Consider the following 18,763-nt stretch of genomic DNA (forward strand, 5'->3'; position numbering starts at 1 on the left):
GGATGACAATTTTTTGTCATTCCTCCGTCTTTTTGTTATAAAACAATCCTTCTTTTAATTTGCGACAATATTGACCAATTTATTAGGAACGACAATTACTTTACGAATTGTTTTTCCTTCAATATTCGCTTGAATAGTTTCATCAGCCATCGCTAATTTTTCAAGCTCGTCTTTTGATAAGTCACGAGCCACATTGACTTTTGTACGAACTTTTCCGTTAATTTGGAAAACAACTTCAATCTCATCTTCCACTAATTGTGCTTCATCATAGGTTGGCCAAGGAACATAAGAAATTCCATCCTCATTCCCTAAGATAGACCACAATTCTTCTCCCATATGTGGCGCAACTGGTGCCAATAATTGCACGAAGCCTTCCATGTATTCATAAGGAAGAACTTCTGATTTATAGGCTTCATTAACGAACACCATCAGCTGCGAAATCCCTGTATTAAAATGTAGATTATTGAAATCTTCTGTGACTTTCTTCACTGTTTGATGGTAGACTTTGGTTAATTTCCCATCATTGACTGTGGTGATTCGGTCACGCATTTTATCATTTTCATCCACTAACAGACGCCATACGCGGTCTAAGAATTTACGGCTTCCTTCAAGTCCATTTTCACTCCACGCAATCGAAGCATCCAACGGTCCCATGAACATTTCATACATCCGTAATGTATCGGCACCGTATTTTTCAATCACGTCATCTGGATTCACGACATTCTTCAGTGATTTACTCATCTTAGCCGGCGCTTCTTCTAATTCTTCACCTGTTTCCATGCTGACCCAAACATTATCGCGTTTTTCAACTTTATTAGTTGGTACTAATGCCCCACGGCTGTCACGGAAACTTTGACCTAAAATCATTCCTTGATTGTACAGTTTTTGGAACGGTTCTTTCGTTGCAACCACCCCAATATCATATAAGAATTTATGCCAGAAACGAGCGTACAATAAGTGAAGTACCGCATGCTCCGCACCACCGATATAAATATCAACCGGCATCCAGCGTTCAAGTTTTTCCTGACTCGCTATTTCATTCTTGTTATGCGGGTCAATGAAACGTAGGTAATACCACGAGCTACCAGCCCACTGTGGCATCGTATTTGTCTCACGACGACCCTTCATACCCGTCTCAGGATCCACAACATTCACCCAATCAGTAATATTGGCTAATGGTGACTCCCCTGTTCCACTTGGTTGGATATTATCTGTTTTTGGCAAAGTCAAAGGCAATTCTGATTCCGGAACAGTTGTTGTCGTGCCATCTTCCCAATGAATCACTGGAATTGGTTCACCCCAATAACGCTGACGAGAAAATAACCAGTCACGTAGACGATAGCTAACTTCTTTTTTACCCACGCCTTGTTCTTCTAACCAAGCATTCATTTGTTCGATTGCTTCTTCTTTGTTCAAGCCATCAAGAAAATCAGAATTAATATGCGGACCATCGCCAACATAGGCTTCTTTAGTGACATCGCCACCTGCTACAACCGGTGTAATTTCGATACCGAAAGTTTGAGCAAATTCAAAATCTCGTTCGTCATGCGCTGGAACCGCCATGATAGCACCAGTTCCATAAGAAGCTAAGACATAGTCAGCAATCCAAATAGGTATTTGTTTGCCGTTCACTGGATTAATTGCGTAGGCACCTGTGAAAACACCAGTCTTTTCTTTGGCTAAATCAGTCCGATTTAAATCAGATTTCTTCGCAGCAGCTTCAATATAGGCTTCAACTGCTTCTTTTTGTTCCGGTGTCGTAATCTTTTTCACCAAATCAAGCTCTGGTGCTAAGACAGTATACGTTGCGCCAAATAACGTATCTGGACGTGTTGTAAAGACATTAAATGATTCATCTGCTCCGTCAATTTTAAAAGTCACACTCGCTCCAACCGAACGACCGATCCAGTTTCTTTGCATTTCTTTGATACTTTCAGGCCAGTCAACGGTCTCTAAATCATCTAATAAACGATCTGCATAGGCCGTAATCTTCAACATCCATTGACGCATTGGTTTACGCACAACATCATAGCCGCCACGTTCACTTTTGCCATCAATGACTTCTTCATTAGAAATAACTGTTCCTAATTCAGGCACCCAATTCACAGCAACTTCTGCTTCATACGCTAGCCCTTTTTCATATAATTTAGTGAAAATCCATTGCGTCCATTTGTAGTATTCAGGATCCGTAGTATTAATTTCACGATTCCAATCATAACTAAAGCCTAGTGCATTAATTTGGCGACGGAAAGTTTCAATATTCTTTTTCGTAAATTCTGCTGGATCATTCCCTGTATCTAACGCATATTGCTCCGCTGGCAATCCAAATGCATCCCAACCCATCGGATGCAAAACATTATACCCTTGGCTTCTTTTGATACGTGATAGAATATCGGTCGCAGTATAACCTTCTGGGTGACCTACGTGAAGTCCTTGTCCTGAAGGATACGGAAACATATCTAATGCATAAAATTTTGGTTTCTCTGGGTCATCAAGCGTGTTAAAGGCATTCGTTTTTGCCCAGTATTTTTGCCATTTTTTTTCTATCTCTTTGTGGTTATAACTCATGATTTTCCTCCTTTATACTAAAAAAAAGTCCTATAAAAAGAGCATGTGCTCTTTTTATAGGACGTAATCTACGTGGTACCACCTACATTTACCTTTTCATTGAAAAGGCCTCAGACGTGTTAACGATCGTCACCGTACTTGCTTACTTTGGTTCAGCAAATATACGAGAAAGGCGAGTTCAAAAGCATCCATACACATTTTCACCAACCATGTGCTCTCTAAAATTTCAAACTTTTTACTAATTCCTTTTTATCCGCTTATCTATTTCAGTAGCTTCATACTACCAAATTTACTCAACGAATTCAATTCTTATTTCACTTTAAGTTTTTGCCCAATGTAAATCATATCAGATTTTAGATTGTTCAATGATTTTACTTTATCAACTGTTAACCCATTTTTTTGAGCAATCGTCCATAATGTATCGCCACTCTTCACCTGATAAGTGCCTGCTGCTGAAGAACTGCTAGGTTTTGAACTAGTATTCGAACTTGCAGAGTTATTCGTAGTTGTTGTGCTACCAGCCGCTTTTGAAACGCGTACTTTCTGCCCTGGATAAATGAAATCATTCTTAATATTATTCCATTTTTTGAAGTCAGTCATACTAATACCATGCTTCGTAGAAATTCCCCAGACTGAGTCACCCGATTTGACGGTATAGTACTGATCTGAATTTGAGGCACTACTATTACTACTGCTTGAATTAGTCGTTGAATTATTATTGGTGTTCGAACTAGTCGAATTACTCGTTGTACCCGCAGACGATGAACCATTTTTAACCACTAGCTTTTGACCTGGATAGATGAAATCATTTTTGATATTGTTCCAACTTCTCAATTGACTCATGCTAATTCCATATTTATTTGAAATAGCCCAGACTGAATCACCCGATTTAACAGTATACTGCTGGCTGCCAGTAGATGAATTATTGTTAGAACTGCTATTGCTCTTATTGTTTGAGCCAGTCGTCGAATTATTTGTTGTGCCTGCAGTAGCAGTCGATGAACCATTTTTGACGACTAACTTTTGACCTGGGTAGATGAAATCATTTTTGATATTATTCCAACTTCTCAATTGGCTCATGCTAATCCCATATTTATTCGAGATGGCCCAAATCGAATCACCTGATTTAACAGTATACTGCTGACTTGAACCTGATGTCCCCGTTGAGCCACTGTTGCCTTTATTCGCTGAATTGTTGGTTGTATTAGTGTTTGAATTGCTCGTCGAATTATTGCTTGAACTACTTGAACCAGCTGTCCCTTTTTTAACTACTAATTTTTGACCTGGATAGATGAAATCATTTTTGATACTGTTCCAACTTCTTAACTGACTCATGCTAATCCCATATTTATTCGAAATAGCCCAGACTGAATCACCTGATTTAACAGTATACTGCTGACTTGAACTTGATGTCCCCGTTGAGCCACTGCTGCCTTTATTCGCTGAATTGTTGGTTGTATTAGTGTTTGAATTGCTCGTCGAATTATTACTTGAACTACTTGAACCAGCTGTCCCTTTTTTAACCACTAATTTTTGACCTGGGTAGATGAAATCATTTTTGATACTGTTCCAACTTCTCAACTGGCTCATGCTAATCCCGTATTTATTCGAAATAGCCCAGACTGAATCACCTGATTTAACAGTATAATACTGGCTAGAGCTAGATGAATTACTACTAGAACTGCTATTACCTTTGTTGTTGGAGCTGGTATTTGAGCTCGTCGAATTATTTGTACTAGTCGAACCACTCGCAGAACTATTTCCTGATCCGCCATTATTTACGACAAGCTTTTGACCTGGATAGATAAAATCATTTTTGATATTATTCCAGCTTCTCAACTGACTCATAGTGATGCCATATTTGTTAGAAATGCCCCAAATTGAATCACCTGATTTGACTGTATAATATTGTTTACCAGCCGTTGAACCTGTCGCTGTATTATTCGAGCTACCCGTAGTCGCATTCCCTGTGTTACTAGTATTCGAATTACCTGTAGTCGCACCGCCACCCGCATTACCAGTAGCTGGAGTATCATATCTTGTTAATCCATAAGTTGTAATAATTTTATTTAATTTGCTGGCGTAAGACGGATCTGTTGCATAACGTCCAGTTAACCAAGCCGTTGCATCGCGGTAAGAAGACGTATTGCTTTTCCATGTGCCAGAGTAATAATAGACTCCTGCTCGCAGGGAAACATTTCTCAACACGTAAGCATTATCTGCAAATGATTCCGCATAAGAAGGATACTTACGGAAAGGCTCTTTCTTAGTCACCCATCGACCACTCAAATATTCCCACGTATCCATGTAAACCGTTTGGCCTTGGTAACTGCCTTTAATACCAAATAAGTTATGGTTTGGCGCCATCGATAAACCACTAGCTCCCCAACCACTTTCTACAATCGCTTGCGCAATCATTACTGAGGCATACAAATCATTGGCACTGGCTACAGGTTGTGCATAAGTCGCAATTTGTGAAATAAAAGCAGAGGTATTGGTCCGCAAAGCGACTTGATTCGACTCAACAGCTTGCGCTTCTAGTGGTGCAAGTAAAGGTGCCGCAATCGAACAAGACATCATGGCAGTCCCCATAACCGTTGCCCCTTTTTTCATTTGTTTAAAAGCAAGACGCTGTGTTTCAGCCTTGCGTCTATCTTTTCTTGATATGTAGAGTTCTTTCATTTTTTTCCTCCGACTTTCTTCCCGCTCTGATTTTTAATCGATGAGTTAATTATAACTTTTCTTACACTTTATTAAAAGAATTTTAAGAAATAAAAACAATTTGTAATCTCCCTGTAAACTAAAGAATAACGACCGTTTTAAATAAATCAGAATCCCTGTCCTACCAGTTGATTTCATTTGTTATTTATTTACCGACTAGTTACCGCTGTCTCTACTACATTACACCAAGATTACTGATCCCTCTCTAAGCGAATTTTCATTTTTAAAAACCTCCGTTTTATTATAACCCCTGAACGTTTACCTCGAAGAAAAATTGAACATTCGATGCTTATTTTTCACCATAATGACTTATCAAAAACGGCATGCATTCATTTTGTGTAGACATTTTGATATAACTTTCTCTCTTCGATTCTTTTTCTAAATGAAAAGTGGTGCTATAATAGGTTCATTGTAAAAAAAGGAGCGTTCAATGAAAAATAAACTATATTATCAATATGCAGGCAGTAGTGCCTTGCTTATTCTTGTTTTCCTAGGCTACGTCGTTCGTTTTTACCCCTCATGGTTACAAGGTTTTGACTCAGTGCTTACTTCTGTCATTCGCCACCCTTATCCAAACTGGAATTCTTTTTATCTGTGGGTGACTAAATTTGGTAATCCCAGTACAATGGTCATTCTAACTGCGGCTTTTCTACTAGTACTTCTCATGGGGAAACGGTACGCTGAAGCACTTTGGCTAACTATCAATGTCGGGCTAATTGGCGGACTAGTGAATCCCTTAATTAAACTCGTTTTCCTGCGCCAGCGTCCAACACTGGAACATTTGGTCCTTGAAACTAGCTACAGTTTTCCCAGCGGACACTCAAATGCCAGTATGTTACTCTTTGGCACGTTGATTTTTATGACTCCCCTATTTATTCAGCATAAACAGGTTCGACTCGTAGTTCAAATCCTACTTGGCTGCTTGATTCTCTCCATTGGTGTCAGCCGGGTTTATCTAGGCGTTCATTTCCCTAGTGATGTCTTAGGCGGTTTTTGCCTGGGGCTTTCTTGGCTACTATTAACGTATCCGATTTATGAAGAAAAACGCTTTGTTTGGCGCTTTAAAAGTAAACAAAAATAACTCTATTTGCGTCACTTGATGAAAGAAAGAAGGAAACTATATGACTCATTTCCCTTATTCTGAAGATGGTACAAAGCGATACCATTCCTGGAATTACGCCTTACGTGAAGAATTTGGTGGGAAAATTTTTAAAGTCCCTGTAGACGGTGGCTTTGATTGTCCTAACAGAGATGGAACAGTAGCCCATGGTGGTTGTACCTTTTGTAGCGTTTCTGGTTCTGGCGATATGATTGTTGCACCCGAAGAACCCCTACCGATTCAGTTCAAAAAAGAGATCGATGAGATGCATAAAAAATGGCCGAACGTTGAGCAATATATCGTCTATTTTCAAAATTTCACTAACACCCATGCCCCTGTAGCTGTGATACGCGAACGCTTTGAACAGGTGGTTAATTTACCCGGTGTGGTAGGTATTTCCATCGGTACACGGCCTGATTGCCTACCTGGCGATGTGGTTGACTATCTTGCTGAGCTCAATCAACGATATTATTTATGGGTCGAGCTTGGTCTGCAATCCACCTACGAAGAGACAAGCAATCTAATTAATCGCGCCCATGATTATCAAACCTATCTTGATGGTGTTGCCAAATTAAGAAAGCACAACATTCGGGTATGTACCCACTTAATCAATGGTTTACCCGGTGAAACAATGGATATGATGCGCGAAAACGTCAAACGAACCATCCTGGATTCTGATATTCAAGGAATTAAGCTTCATCTACTTCATTTGATGACTAACACGCGTATGTTAAGAGATTACCAAGAAGGTCGTTTGCAGCTAATGTCTCGAGATGACTATGTTTCTGTTATCTGTGATCAACTAGAAATGATTCCTAAAGAAATTATTATTCATCGTTTAACCGGTGATGCTCCCTGGGACTCATTAGTTGGACCTATGTGGAGTCTAAAAAAATGGGAAGTCCTCAATGCGATTGATGCTGAATTGATTCGTAGAGATTCTTATCAAGGTAAATTTGATGTTCGTATAAAGGAGTAGGTCTAAAATGTTACAAACAGCGCTACATTATAGCCACACACTAATAAAAGAGGTCTTGCAGCCTGGCGATAATGCGATTGATGCAACTATGGGAAATGGGTTTGATACTCTATTCCTAGCTGATTTAGTCGGTAAGACTGGGAAAGTTTTTAGTTTTGATGTCCAAGAACAGGCCGTCAAAACAACCCAAGAAAAATTGATTGCCGCAGGCTTAGACACTCGTGCGCAACTTTATCTACAAGGACACGAAACACTGGGGGAAGTTTTAGATCCAGATTTTTCTATAAAAGCAGCAATTTTTAACCTCGGTTACCTACCTAAAAGTGATAAATCAATCATCACTTTACCTAGTACAACAAAAAAAGCTATGACTGAAATTCTTCTTCGACTCGTCCCTCGTGGACGTCTCATTTTGGTCGCTTACTATGGACATGTTGGAGGCACGGAAGAATTAGACATGGTCAGAAATTACTGTGAAGCTCTTCCCCAAGAACAATTCAGCGTGCTAAACTATCAATTTATTAATCAAAAGAATCAACCACCGATTCTCTTTTGTATTGAACGTAAGAAACCCTAAAAAAATCCTGCACCCCTTTATAAGGTGCAGGATTTTTTAGATGGAGGTCTTTATCACAACTACAATATAGTGACTAGAACAGATATTTTACCGCCAACGCTAAGATGAAAAATAACGCCGCAATAACGATATAAAGACGGTTACCCATTTTAACTTTAGACGATTCAAGCTCTGTTCCCTTATACTCTTTCAATTGTCTTCGGAAATAGTAGAGCGTGTAAGTATTGGATAATATGACGCCTAATAAAACTATGTACATCGGCTCTGATATATAAAATTGACTCAGTAACTCTGGCAAAAACAAAAAGGCTATTAGTAATAGATTGGTGAGCTGAGCCCCTAATAAACTAACCTTTTGAATCTCAAACGCTTTTTCTCTTTTCTTAATTTCTTCCACAACCATCGATCCTTCCAATAATAAATTATCTAAAGATAAATCAAATAGTTTGGCTAAACGAATTAAGCTATCAATATCAGGCGTCGTCTTTCCTGTTTCCCAATTTGAGATTGTTTTTTTAGAAACAAACACTTTTTCAGCTAATTGTTCCTGATTCAACTGATATTCTTTTCTTTTTTCTTTTAGCATTTGACTAATTTCCATTTATCTTCACCTACAATTTACTATTTTCTGTGACTCTTTCTCAATCCAATATATTGCACTTTGGTTAAAATGTCGATAGCAAATGATTACATCCCTTGATATAACAAGCTTTGTTCCTCTATATTTATGCTTATTTTTTCTGATGAATAAAATAAATTCAGCTCATGACAATTATAAAACCAGCCCTCCTTAATATAGATAATCAGGAAATAGTAGCGAATTCCTCTGTATTTTACCTAGGTAAGATTAGGTATTTCTCGATAATTACCCAGTTAATCGACAAAAAACAGCCACACAAAGCACTTTGCACTCTGTAGTGACTGTTTCATTTTTCTTACTATTGCAGATTTTATCCATCTGTTATTACTTTAGATTATTTCCAGTAAAACAAACTTATCTACTATTCAAACACAAATTGGTTATGATACAGCTCAGCATAGAAGCCATCTTCTTTTAATAATTCATGATGACTACCTTCTTCAATGACTTGACCATCACGCAAGACGACAATACGATCCGCGTTTAAGATTGTTTTCAATCGGTGAGCAATTACGAAGCTTGTTCGCCCTTTGATTGCTTCATCCATTGCTTTTTGAATTTTCGCTTCCGTCACCGTATCAACGTTACTTGTCGCTTCATCCAAAATTAGCAAGGCTGGATTCGTAATAATCGTCCGAGCAATACTGATTAACTGTTTTTGTCCGGTACTAAAGATATTATTTTCTTCGGTAATTTCCGTATTATAGCCCTCTTCCAAATCCATAATAAAATCATGAATATTGGCTTGTTTGGCAGCATACGTGACCTCTTCATCGGTTGCTGAAGGGCGACCGAACACAATGTTTTCACGAATAGTACCAGAGAATAAGACGGAATCCTGTAAAACAATCCCAACATGCTCTCTAAGGCTAGCTAGATCTAATTCACGAATATCTGTGCCATCAAAAGTTACCGAACCGCTATTCACATCATAGAAGCGATTAAGCAGATTCATAATCGTGGTTTTCCCTGAACCAGTCGGTCCCACAAGAGCAACCATTTCTCCCTTAGCCACTTCTATCGAGACATCCTTTAGGATTAGCTTCTCTTCATCGTAGCCAAAGTTAACATGATTTAACGCCACTGCTGAATTGATACCAGAAATTTTTTGACCATTTTCTGGTCTAACTTCTTCAGGCTCATCAAACATCTCATTCAAACGTCTCGCACCTGTCACCGCTAATTGAATCATGCTATAGCCTGAAGAAATTTGCATTAATGGTTGGTAATATTGTTGCGAATATTGAACAAAAGTTACTACTAACCCCAACGCTACTGAACGATCTAGCTCACCATTTAACGCTAACCAACCACCAAAGAAAATCACGATAGCTGTATTGACTAACGACATCCCTTGCATCATTGGAAAGAGCAAACCTGAATAGACTTGACCTTTATAGGTCGCTTCACGAACCTTGGTATTATGCTCAACAAAGCCATCAATCGTTTCCTCTTGTAGCCCATTGGTAATAATAATACGTTGACCAGAAATCTTTTCATCCATATAACCATTCAATTTACCGACTTCATCTTGTTGCAAATCGACATACTTGCGAGCTTTTTGAATCACAATTACTGCAATTAAAATAGCAATCGGCGTTGAGGCAATCGTTGCCCACGCTAAAGTCACATTTGAACGGAACATCATGATTAGAATGCCCACTAAAAGAACCGCATTAGATAAGACTTGTAGTAAGGATTGGTTTAAACTATTTTGAATATTATCCAAATCACTCGTAAAACGACTTAAAATTTCACCATCTTGATGGGAATCAAAGAAACGAATCGTCAGTTTTTCTAACTTATTAAATAGACCAATACGCATACGGTTCGTCGATTTACCTACTACTTGAGTGAACAGAATGCTGTAGATAAAGTTCGCTGCACTAGCTAAAACATAAAATAGAACTAGCTTCCAAATAACAGAAACAAACTTACTTTTATCATCGACACCCTGCATCAAATTAACCACGTAATTAGCCAATTCTTGGAAAGCTTCCCCGATATATTGAGGTGCTTTCACTTGAAGATAAGTCGCAATCACAATCGTTACGAAGATAATCAAGAAGGAGAATTTATACCGTTTTAAATAATGATAAAAGAACTTACCTGCTTTCACTAAATCCATCATTTATTCGTCCTCCCTTCCTTTTTGAGTTTCATAAATTTCTTGATACACAGTATTTGAGCGCACGAGTTCTTCATGGGTTCCTTCACCAACCAATTGTCCTTTGTCTAAGACTAGAATCCGGTTAGCTCGAACCACTGATGAAATCTTTTGAGCAATGACAATCGTTGTCGTTCCCTTCAAGTCATGATCCAGCGCTTCTCTAACAAGCTTTTCAGAGCGAGCGTCTAAGGCACTAGTACTGTCATCTAAAATTAGAATATTCGGCGTACCAATGACCCCACGAGAGATAGATAATCGTTGTTTTTGGCCCCCAGAAAAATTATTACTGCGTTCTGCCACAGGTGCTTCATAGCGATCCGCTAATTTTTCGATGAATTCTTTGGCCTGCGCGATTTGCGTTGCTTGACTCATCTCTTCATCAGTTGCATCCTTTTTCCCTTGGCGCAAATTTTGTGAGATTGTCCCAGAGAATAGAATCGCTTTTTGTAAGACGAAAGAAACAGTCCGACGCAAGCTATGCTCATTGACTGACTTGATGTCTTTTCCACCAATTTTAATCGTTCCTTCGGTTGGATCAAATAAACGCGGAATCAATTGTGCTAACGTTGATTTCCCAGCACCTGTTGCACCAACAATGCCGACCATTTCACCAGCTTGAATGCTAAAACTTATATCTTTCAAGGTATCTTGCTCATCGCCAGGATAACGGAAAGAAACTTGATCAAAGGTAAGACTTCCTACTAACTCTTCTTCTGGCACATCTGGATAAGTAATATCTGGCTCAGTCTCCAAAATTTCTTTAATCCGCTGTAAAGAGACAGCTGCCCGTGACGTCATCATCATCATCATCCCACCGATAATAATCGCCATCATAATTTGCATTAAATAGTTCATAAATGAAGCAATCCCGCCAATTACTGACGGATCATCTTTGACTAATGTACTGACAAAGAAAATTGAACCGACAACTGCCAAGTTAGCAGCTAACATGAAGGAAGGAATCATGACTGAAAATAAGGTACCTACGACAATATTATGCTTCGTTAAGTCATCACTAACTTTAGTAAAACGGGCTAGCTCTGAATCTTCTTGCACAAAAGATTTAACCACGCGAATCCCCAATAGGTTCTCTTTAGCCAAACCATTGACTTTATCAATTAACTTTTGAATAATCATGAAATGTTTACCCATTCGTGTAAATGAAAGTATCGTAATAATCACCACTGCGATAATGAGTAAGACAATCACCCACCACAACTGAGGCAAAGTGTACATCGCTAAAATAAAACTCCCAATAAAGAGAATCGGAATCCGAAAGAGCGATTGTAATGCAACCATAATCAACGTTTGGATTTGTGTGATATCATTGGTTAGACGGACCACTAAATTTCCTGCTGAGAAAGTTTCAATATTCCCAAAAGAAAAAGTCTGAATTTTACGGAAAGTTTCTTCACGAATGTCTGCACTGACTCCCTGTGCTACGCGTGCCGAAAAGATCGTATTGATAATCCCCGCAAACAAGCCTAGAACCGCCAAGCCAATCAGGTAAATACCCAAGCCTAACATCTTATCGTTATCTTCTTGCATGATAGCTTCTAGTACTTGTTGTAACAATTTAGGCTGCCATAACGAAGCAACCACCATGACAACAACCGATAATAATGAAATTGTCACTGGCACACGATAATTTTTCACGTGTTTTAAAATTAAATCCATATCTTTTCCCCACTTTCACAAAAAAATTGACAGTCTCTATTTAACACTGTAAAATAAAGCCGCATAATAATGTACCATGTTTTAATTTTAATAGCAACAGTTTAAATCAAAATTTCATATAAAGAAGGGTCCTCACTTATGGAAGCCAAATTATCTAAAGAAAAAATTATTCAAACAGCCTTTCACTTACTAGAAGAAAAAGAAAACCTGAGTTGGTTATCGATGCGTCATATTGCGTCAGCGCTTGATGTCAAAGCTCCGGCATTATACTGGTATTTCAAAAATAAACAAATGCTGCTCCAAGCAATGGCTGAAACTATGGAGTCACACTTGATTGTTCCAGAGATACAGGGCATCTGGAAAAAAGATATTTTAGCCTATATGGAAAGTTACTTTGATCTTTATACTCAGTTCCCCTGCGGTATTGAACTTGAAATCCAGACCGTTCCGGCTTATCCTAGTCGTTTGGAACATATTGATACGATGATTCAGATTATCCGTTCTGGTGGCGTCCCCTTAGCACAAAGTCATTTAGCCGTCAGTTCTTTTCAAAACTTATTGATTGGCTTTATGATGGATTACAAAGAAGAAGCCCATCTTCGTCAAGAAATTGTTGATGGGAATCAATCCTTATTGGAACATATTCATTTTATGCGAAACTATGCCGAGGAAAATCAGCTGGTGAACATTCAACAAGGGATGCAAACTAGAAAAGAGCGTAGCCTAAAGAGTGAATACCTCGAAAGTATCGCGATTTATTTAGACGGACTGGATACTCACTTCTGTCAACAACACGATTAAATAGCAAAAAAAACAGGTTGCCACAACGGGCACCTGTTTTTTTACTATTGATAAATTCATTCACTTACTGATTCTTCATGAAACCATTCCAGCGCCCGTTGAATCCATTGATCCCAAAATTCCCACGTATGGTTTCCTGGACCATGTTCAAATGTAACGGGTAGTTTGCTTTCTGTCATTTTTGCGACTACTTGTTGATTGGCGCCATAAAGAAAATCCTCTTCGCCACAAGCTAAGTAAAAGCGGGGAGCTACTTTCCCACTAGCTGCTAGATCCGCTACTAAGTATAACGGATCATTTTCTGAACCCTCAACTTGATTCAACGGTCCGAAAATCCCTTCCCAAAAAGCCGCTTTGCGGACATTTAATAAAGCCTCCATATTGCCCCCAATCGCAACTGCACCAGATAGAGAAGCAACCGCCGCAAAAGCTTCCGGTTTCTTTAAGCCTAACTTTAAAGCACCATAGCCACCCATTGATAAGCCAGCAGCAAATGTTTTTTCGCGTTTAGTCGTTAATTGAGGAAATAATTCGTGACAAATCTCAGGTAATTCTTCTGCGATAAAATCCCAATAATTCATATCATAGGTTGTATTCGTGTACCAGCCCAGGTCTGTAGAAGGAATAATAACGGCCATTTGATACTGCGCAACATATCTTTCAATCGAGGTTCTCCGCGACCAAACGCTGTGATTGCCTCCCATTCCATGTAAAAGATACAAGACCGGAACATCTGAATTCGCTTGCTGAGTACTTTCACCGATTACCTTTTCTGTTTTCTGTGGTAGAATTACGTCTACATTTACTTCCATTTCAAGAACGTTTGAATAGATATTTGCTTGGATAAATGCCATTATTTTCTCACCCAACCTTTAATTAATTTTCTTTGATCCGCTCATAAAAAACGTCAACACTAACGGAACGATTATTAATAAAATACCAACAAAATAGACCATATGCAAGCCTTCATATAAAATCCCTCTAAGTGGTTGTAATAAATCTGCTGATAATTCTTTCGCCGTTTGAGGATTGACTAGCTTATTCATGATATCTGGATCATCTGTTAAGTTCGTCTCAAGTAATTTTTGTTTATTGACACTATTAATTAAAATACCAAAAACCGAGACCATAATTGTTTGCCCAATCGTACGAGCTAACGTATTGAATGAGGTCGCTACACCTAGTTGATCCACTGGTACGCTACTCTGAGCCCCTACTGTAGTCGTCGTAAAGATGATACCTAAACCTATCCCCGTAATTGTTGAAATTACTACAAACCATGAAAAATGGGCATGTATCGGCATCAAGAACAGTCCTAATCCACCGACAAAAACAATCAATAGTCCGGAAAATAAAATTCTAGGAATAGACATTTTTAATAACCAACGGCCAGCAATAAAGGATCCTAGCATCCAAAGAATAGATAAGGGCGCTAAAACCAACCCACCAATTGCCGCGCTCATACCTAAAACGCCTTGCATCCACATCGGGATATAGACATCAATCCCCATCAAAAAACCACCAATCAGTGCAGCAACAATATTGACGACGACAAATGTTCGATTCTTAAATAAATCTAGGGCAATCACTGGATCCTCTGCCCGTTTTTCTGCCCATATAAAGAGAGCCAAACTAAGTATCGTTCCAACAAAGAGAGCCAATGCAGTACCACTAATTCCATCATCCCCTAAGAATTGGAAAGCCAATAATAAGGTTAACAGAACCAACATCAAACTAATTGAACCTAAAACGTCTAATTTTTTTGTTGCTCGTTTTTGCTTAGGCTCTACTAAAAAGTAACCAATCAAGCCCATTAATATAATTCCAATCGGAATATTGATAAAGAAAATCCAATTCCAACCAACTGTATCTACAATAAAGCCTCCTGCTAAGGGACCAAAAACACTAGCAATCCCCCAAGCAGCATTATTGAAGCCAATAAATTTGGCACGCTTCTCAACACTATATAAATCGCCAATAATCGTTAAAGCAACAGGCATAATCGCCCCTGCACCAATCCCTTGAATCGCTCTGGCGATAATTAAAGTCAACATATCTTGCGAAAATCCACAGAGGGAAGAACCAATCATGAAGATCAATACACCAAATAAGAAAATTGGTTTCCGACCTATTTTGTCAGCTAATTTCCCATAAATCGGTGTTAACATGGCATTCGTCAATAAATAAATAGAAAATACCCAATTCATAATTTCAATTCCATGTAATGACCCAACAATCGTCGGCATAGCCGTTGTCACAATCGTTCCCTCAATTGCTGTCATAAATGTTGCTACAAATATACTTATCGTCACCAACGTGACATTCGTTTTTCTTTCCAAACTCTTAACTCCCTTACTTTATCTATTTAAAATTCACAAATTTCTTTTATTAAAAATAATAATTTCAAACAAAAAAAGAGACTCCTATCAACTAGTTCGTTAATAGAAGTCGCCTCTCTACTCTTTCAAACTTGCCTTTAACGCATCAACTTTATCCGTTTTCTCCCAAGGCAATTCGATATCTGTACGACCAAAATGACCATAAGCTGCCGTCTGTCTGTAAATTGGACGACGCAAGTCAAGCATTTCAATAATTCCAGCTGGGCGCAAATCAAAGTTTGCCCGCACAGCCTCGATTAGTTTTGATTCAGCAACAACTGATGTCTCAAATGTATTAATTGAGATTGAAACAGGTTGGGCAACACCAATCGCATACGCAAGCTGTACTTCAACCTTTTTAGCCAGACCCGCCGCCACAATATTCTTAGCAATATAGCGAGCCGCATAACTAGCTGAACGGTCAACCTTTGTGGCATCCTTTCCTGAGAAAGCTCCACCACCATGACGAGCATAGCCGCCATACGTATCTACAATAATCTTACGACCTGTTAAACCAGCATCCCCTTGAGGGCCACCAATTACAAAACGACCAGTAGGATTAATGTAATATTTCGTTTCTTCATCTAATAGCTCAGTAGGAATGACTTCCTTAATTACTTTCTCTATAACATCTTTATGAATCGTTTCATTGTCAATCGCATCGTCATGCTGTGTACTAATAACGACAGTATCCACACGTTGTGGTAAGCCTGCTTCATCGTACTCTACAGTGACTTGAGATTTTGCATCAGGACGTAAATACTCTAGTTCTTCACTCTTGCGCAAGTCAGCCAATCGTTTGACTAAACGATGACTCAAAGCAATCGGTAACGGCATTAATTCAGGTGTTTCATCCACAGCAAAACCAAACATTAAGCCTTGGTCCCCTGCGCCAATCTCATCAAGCGATTCTTTTTTTTCATCACGAATTTCTAATGCTTCGTCGACTCCTTGAGCAATATCCGGTGACTGTTCATCAATCGCAACTAAAACAGCTGCTGTATCTCCATCAAATCCATACTTAGCACGTGTATAGCCAATTTCCTTAATTGTCTGACGAACAATTTTTTGGACATCGACATACGCTGTCGTAGAAATCTCACCAAATACTAAAACCAAGCCAGTCGTTACTGATGTTTCACACGCTACTCGTGCCATAGGATCCTTCTCTAAAATCGCGTCCAAAATTGCATCACTAATCTGATCAGCAACTTTATCCGGATGTCCTTCAGAAACAGATTCTGATGTAAATAAATGTCTTTCTTTCATTTTCTTGATTCCCCCTTAATAATTTCGGTTACAAGGCATCTCCGCTTACTTCACGGATCCTCTCGGGAACTTGCAACGTCCCTAGTATAGCAGAAAACACATAGATTTGCTCTCTTTTTCAACTAAATATATCGATAAAAAAGCAAAAAAAAATACTCTATCATAGAGTATTTAATGATGACCCGTACGGGAATCGAACCCGTGATACCGCCGTGAAAGGGCGGTGTCTTAACCGCTTGACCAACGGGCCATAAAATATTATTGATAATGGGCCTAAATGGACTCGAACCATCGACCTCACGCTTATCAGGCGTGCGCTCTAACCAGCTGAGCTATAGGCCCAAAAAAAATAAAGCGGGTGACGAGAATCGAACTCGCGACAACAGCTTGGAAGGCTGTGGTTTTACCACTAAACTACACCCGCGATAAACTATTAATGGCGCGAGACAGAATCGAACTGCCGACACATGGAGCTTCAATCCATTGCTCTACCAACTGAGCTACCGAGCCAAAAAACACATAAATTGTAAAACGGTCTGGACGGGACTCGAACCCGCGACCTCCTGCGTGACAGGCAGGCATTCTAACCAACTGAACTACCAAACCAATGAATCTAATGTTGCTACTTAGTTGAACTAAGCAATTGCGGGAGCAGGATTTGAACCTACGACCTTCGGGTTATGAGCCCGACGAGCTACCAGACTGCTCCATCCCGCGATAATAGTAATAAAAAGGAGGATAAGGGATTCGAACCCTTGCACGGTTTTACCCGCCTGACGGTTTTCAAGACCGTTCCCTTCAGCCGGACTTGGGTAATCCTCCATATAATGAACCCAATGACCCGTACGGGAATCGAACCCGTGATACCGCCGTGAAAGGGCGGTGTCTTAACCGCTTGACCAACGGGCCTAAATAAAAACTTTACGGAGAAGGAGGGATTTGAACCCTCGCGCCAGTTTCCCGACCTACACCCTTAGCAGGGGCGCCTCTTCAGCCACTTGAGTACTTCCCCAAGAAATATATAATGGGCCTAAATGGACTCGAACCATCGACCTCACGCTTATCAGGCGTGCGCTCTAACCAGCTGAGCTATAGGCCCATAATAAAATCTAAAGCGGGTGACGAGAATCGAACTCGCGACAACAGCTTGGAAGGCTGTGGTTTTACCACTAAACTACACCCGCAAGAAACGGTCTGGACGGGACTCGAACCCGCGACCTCCTGCGTGACAGGCAGGCATTCTAACCAACTGAACTACCAAACCAACTTTGATTTTATTACGTGTGCTTAGAAAATCTAAGCAATTGCGGGAGCAGGATTTGAACCTACGACCTTCGGGTTATGAGCCCGACGAGCTACCAGACTGCTCCATCCCGCGATAATAGTAGTAAAAAGGAGGATAAGGGATTCGAACCCTTGCACGGTTTTACCCGCCTGACGGTTTTCAAGACCGTTCCCTTCAGCCGGACTTGGGTAATCCTCCGTTATGAAAGTGTGATACAACGCCACTATGGACCTTGTAGGACTCGAACCTACGACCGGACGGTTATGAGCCGTCTGCTCTAACCAACTGAGCTAAAGGTCCAGGCTCTAATAATCGCGGCGAAGGGGATCGAACCCCCGACCTCCCGGGTATGAACCGGACGCTCTAGCCAGCTGAGCTACACCGCGAAAAAGATAATCATTATTAAAATGATATGGAGCCTAGCGGGATCGAACCGCTGACCTCCTGCGTGCAAAGCAGGCGCTCTCCCAGCTGAGCTAAGGCCCCGTGTTTCTTTAAAATATCGGGAAGACAGGATTCGAACCTGCGACCCCTTGGTCCCAAACCAAGTGCTCTACCAAGCTGAGCTACTTCCCGAATAATGCACCCAAAGGGAGTCG

The 18,763-nt window shown here is 39.8% G+C and carries 12 protein-coding genes, 18 tRNA genes, 1 riboswitch and 1 other annotated feature; of the genes, 4 read left to right on the forward strand and 26 right to left on the reverse strand.

Features of this window, described 5'->3' with window-relative positions; translation table 11 throughout:
- Positions 1-54: 54 nt before the first annotated feature.
- On the reverse strand, positions 55-2,568 hold the full coding sequence (gene leuS, locus BAU15_RS10225; protein WP_161842658.1) for a leucine--tRNA ligase: 2,514 nt from the start codon (positions 2,566-2,568) through the stop codon (positions 55-57).
- A gap of 54 nt (positions 2,569-2,622) precedes the next feature.
- Positions 2,623-2,831: a binding site (T-box leader), on the reverse strand.
- A 46-nt stretch (positions 2,832-2,877) separates the two neighbouring features.
- Positions 2,878-5,250, reverse strand: a complete 2,373-nt coding sequence (locus BAU15_RS10230) for a LysM peptidoglycan-binding domain-containing protein (RefSeq protein ID WP_161842659.1) — start codon at positions 5,248-5,250, stop codon at positions 2,878-2,880.
- Positions 5,251-5,719: 469 nt separating this feature from the next.
- Between BAU15_RS10230 and BAU15_RS10235 the strand changes: the two genes are divergently transcribed.
- The 3 genes from BAU15_RS10235 to mnmM are packed head-to-tail and all read left to right on the forward strand — an operon-like array spanning position 5,720 to position 7,944.
- Positions 5,720-6,370, forward strand: a complete 651-nt coding sequence (locus BAU15_RS10235) for a phosphatase PAP2 family protein (RefSeq protein ID WP_161842660.1) — start codon at positions 5,720-5,722, stop codon at positions 6,368-6,370.
- A 40-nt stretch (positions 6,371-6,410) separates the two neighbouring features.
- On the forward strand, positions 6,411-7,367 hold the full coding sequence (gene mnmL / locus BAU15_RS10240; RefSeq protein ID WP_161842661.1) for a tRNA modification radical SAM protein MnmL/YtqA: 957 nt from the start codon (positions 6,411-6,413) through the stop codon (positions 7,365-7,367).
- Positions 7,368-7,374: 7 nt separating this feature from the next.
- Complete coding sequence (gene mnmM, locus BAU15_RS10245; RefSeq protein WP_161842662.1) at positions 7,375-7,944, forward strand: tRNA 5-(aminomethyl)-2-thiouridylate-methyltransferase MnmM; 570 nt, start codon at positions 7,375-7,377, stop codon at positions 7,942-7,944.
- Positions 7,945-8,017: 73 nt separating this feature from the next.
- Here mnmM and BAU15_RS10250 read toward each other — a convergent pair whose 3' ends face one another.
- The 3 genes from BAU15_RS10250 to BAU15_RS10260 form a co-directional block, all read right to left on the reverse strand.
- Complete coding sequence (locus BAU15_RS10250) at positions 8,018-8,545, reverse strand: helix-turn-helix domain-containing protein (RefSeq protein WP_161842663.1); 528 nt, start codon at positions 8,543-8,545, stop codon at positions 8,018-8,020.
- A 400-nt stretch (positions 8,546-8,945) separates the two neighbouring features.
- Positions 8,946-10,715 (reverse strand): ABC transporter ATP-binding protein, encoded by a 1,770-nt coding sequence (locus tag BAU15_RS10255; protein ID WP_161842664.1) that lies wholly within the window; start codon positions 10,713-10,715, stop codon positions 8,946-8,948.
- Positions 10,716-12,431: an ABC transporter ATP-binding protein gene (locus BAU15_RS10260; protein WP_161842665.1), complete on the reverse strand. Its 1,716-nt coding sequence runs from the start codon at positions 12,429-12,431 to the stop codon at positions 10,716-10,718. It lies immediately after the preceding gene.
- Positions 12,432-12,569: 138 nt separating this feature from the next.
- On the opposite strand from BAU15_RS10260, the gene BAU15_RS10265 reads away from it, so the two are divergent.
- Entirely contained in the window at positions 12,570-13,232 is a 663-nt protein-coding gene (locus tag BAU15_RS10265) for a TetR family transcriptional regulator (RefSeq protein WP_161842666.1), read from the forward strand.
- A gap of 56 nt (positions 13,233-13,288) precedes the next feature.
- Here the strand turns inward: BAU15_RS10265 and BAU15_RS10270 are convergent, their stop codons facing one another.
- The 21 genes from BAU15_RS10270 to BAU15_RS10370 all read right to left on the reverse strand — a co-directional run bounded on the left by BAU15_RS10270 (position 13,289) and on the right by BAU15_RS10370 (position 18,740).
- Positions 13,289-14,086 (reverse strand): alpha/beta hydrolase, encoded by a 798-nt coding sequence (locus BAU15_RS10270; RefSeq protein WP_161842667.1) that lies wholly within the window; start codon positions 14,084-14,086, stop codon positions 13,289-13,291.
- Between the two features lie 18 nt (positions 14,087-14,104).
- A complete protein-coding gene (locus BAU15_RS10275; protein ID WP_161842668.1) occupies positions 14,105-15,571 on the reverse strand; it encodes an MDR family MFS transporter in 1,467 nt (488 codons plus the stop codon).
- 117 nt (positions 15,572-15,688) lie between these two features.
- Entirely contained in the window at positions 15,689-16,879 is a 1,191-nt protein-coding gene (gene metK, locus BAU15_RS10280; protein WP_161842669.1) for a methionine adenosyltransferase, read from the reverse strand.
- Positions 16,877-16,960: riboswitch (SMK box riboswitch) on the reverse strand. (Overlaps the previous gene by 3 nt.)
- Positions 16,961-17,057: 97 nt before the next feature.
- A tRNA-Glu gene (locus BAU15_RS10285) sits at positions 17,058-17,129 on the reverse strand.
- 18 nt (positions 17,130-17,147) lie between these two features.
- Positions 17,148-17,221, reverse strand: a tRNA-Ile gene (locus tag BAU15_RS10290).
- Positions 17,222-17,232: 11 nt separating this feature from the next.
- Positions 17,233-17,303 (reverse strand) — tRNA-Gly (locus BAU15_RS10295).
- A gap of 13 nt (positions 17,304-17,316) precedes the next feature.
- Positions 17,317-17,389, reverse strand: a tRNA-Phe gene (locus BAU15_RS10300).
- A 22-nt stretch (positions 17,390-17,411) separates the two neighbouring features.
- A tRNA-Asp gene (locus BAU15_RS10305) sits at positions 17,412-17,485 on the reverse strand.
- A gap of 37 nt (positions 17,486-17,522) precedes the next feature.
- Positions 17,523-17,596 (reverse strand) — tRNA-Met (locus BAU15_RS10310).
- 15 nt (positions 17,597-17,611) lie between these two features.
- Positions 17,612-17,701 (reverse strand) — tRNA-Ser (locus tag BAU15_RS10315).
- Between the two features lie 15 nt (positions 17,702-17,716).
- Positions 17,717-17,788 (reverse strand) — tRNA-Glu (locus BAU15_RS10320).
- A gap of 15 nt (positions 17,789-17,803) precedes the next feature.
- Positions 17,804-17,891, reverse strand: a tRNA-Ser gene (locus tag BAU15_RS10325).
- A gap of 13 nt (positions 17,892-17,904) precedes the next feature.
- Positions 17,905-17,978 (reverse strand) — tRNA-Ile (locus BAU15_RS10330).
- A 14-nt stretch (positions 17,979-17,992) separates the two neighbouring features.
- Positions 17,993-18,063: transfer RNA gene (locus BAU15_RS10335), tRNA-Gly, on the reverse strand.
- 6 nt (positions 18,064-18,069) lie between these two features.
- Positions 18,070-18,143, reverse strand: a tRNA-Asp gene (locus tag BAU15_RS10340).
- 40 nt (positions 18,144-18,183) lie between these two features.
- Positions 18,184-18,257, reverse strand: a tRNA-Met gene (locus BAU15_RS10345).
- A 15-nt stretch (positions 18,258-18,272) separates the two neighbouring features.
- Positions 18,273-18,362, reverse strand: a tRNA-Ser gene (locus tag BAU15_RS10350).
- 28 nt (positions 18,363-18,390) lie between these two features.
- Positions 18,391-18,464: transfer RNA gene (locus tag BAU15_RS10355), tRNA-Ile, on the reverse strand.
- A 12-nt stretch (positions 18,465-18,476) separates the two neighbouring features.
- Positions 18,477-18,550, reverse strand: a tRNA-Met gene (locus BAU15_RS10360).
- A 27-nt stretch (positions 18,551-18,577) separates the two neighbouring features.
- Positions 18,578-18,650: transfer RNA gene (locus BAU15_RS10365), tRNA-Ala, on the reverse strand.
- A gap of 16 nt (positions 18,651-18,666) precedes the next feature.
- Positions 18,667-18,740 (reverse strand) — tRNA-Pro (locus BAU15_RS10370).
- Between the last annotated feature and the right edge of the window lie 23 nt (positions 18,741-18,763).

The sequence above is a fragment of the Candidatus Enterococcus huntleyi genome, from assembly GCF_009933175.1.
GTDB lineage: Bacteria > Bacillota > Bacilli > Lactobacillales > Enterococcaceae > Enterococcus_K > Enterococcus_K huntleyi.

Coding starts and splice junctions, on each gene's coding strand:
- leuS (WP_161842658.1), bottom strand. CDS start 2,568: ATGAGTTATAACCACAAAGAGATAGAAAAAAAATGGCAAAAATACTGG.
- BAU15_RS10230 (WP_161842659.1), bottom strand. CDS start 5,250: ATGAAAGAACTCTACATATCAAGAAAAGATAGACGCAAGGCTGAAACA.
- BAU15_RS10235 (WP_161842660.1), top strand. CDS start 5,720: ATGAAAAATAAACTATATTATCAATATGCAGGCAGTAGTGCCTTGCTT.
- mnmL (WP_161842661.1), top strand. CDS start 6,411: ATGACTCATTTCCCTTATTCTGAAGATGGTACAAAGCGATACCATTCC.
- mnmM (WP_161842662.1), top strand. CDS start 7,375: ATGTTACAAACAGCGCTACATTATAGCCACACACTAATAAAAGAGGTC.
- BAU15_RS10250 (WP_161842663.1), bottom strand. CDS start 8,545: ATGGAAATTAGTCAAATGCTAAAAGAAAAAAGAAAAGAATATCAGTTG.
- BAU15_RS10255 (WP_161842664.1), bottom strand. CDS start 10,715: ATGATGGATTTAGTGAAAGCAGGTAAGTTCTTTTATCATTATTTAAAA.
- BAU15_RS10260 (WP_161842665.1), bottom strand. CDS start 12,431: ATGGATTTAATTTTAAAACACGTGAAAAATTATCGTGTGCCAGTGACA.
- BAU15_RS10265 (WP_161842666.1), top strand. CDS start 12,570: ATGGAAGCCAAATTATCTAAAGAAAAAATTATTCAAACAGCCTTTCAC.
- BAU15_RS10270 (WP_161842667.1), bottom strand. CDS start 14,086: ATGGCATTTATCCAAGCAAATATCTATTCAAACGTTCTTGAAATGGAA.
- metK (WP_161842669.1), bottom strand. CDS start 16,879: ATGAAAGAAAGACATTTATTTACATCAGAATCTGTTTCTGAAGGACAT.